Below are 282 nucleotides of genomic sequence, written 5' to 3' on the forward strand. Positions count from 1 at the left end.
CTGCGGATCAAAGCTTGTTTGCTAGCTCCCCGCAGCTTATCGCAAGCTACTACGTCCTTCATCGCCTGTAATCGCCAAGGCATCCACCATGTGCACTTATTCACTTGTCCCTATAACGTTAGCCCCTTGCGACTAAACAAAGGAGCGGTTATAGAAATAAGAAGTACTACGTTGTTGCGTTTGTTGATACATACAATCATTACCCATCGCATTACGTTTTACCGTAACACGACACATAAAAATCTACTTACTTCTTCCAGATTGTTAAAGAACATACAGCAC

The 282-nt window shown here is 42.9% G+C and carries 1 rRNA gene; it reads right to left on the reverse strand.

What is annotated here, in order from left to right:
• Positions 1-110: ribosomal RNA gene (locus F8197_RS28285) — 23S ribosomal RNA — on the reverse strand; the annotation flags it as partial.
• Positions 111-282: the final 172 nt, after the last annotated feature.

This window comes from Duganella sp. FT27W (assembly GCF_009295655.1).
Lineage (GTDB): Bacteria > Pseudomonadota > Gammaproteobacteria > Burkholderiales > Burkholderiaceae_D > Rugamonas > Rugamonas zoogloeoides.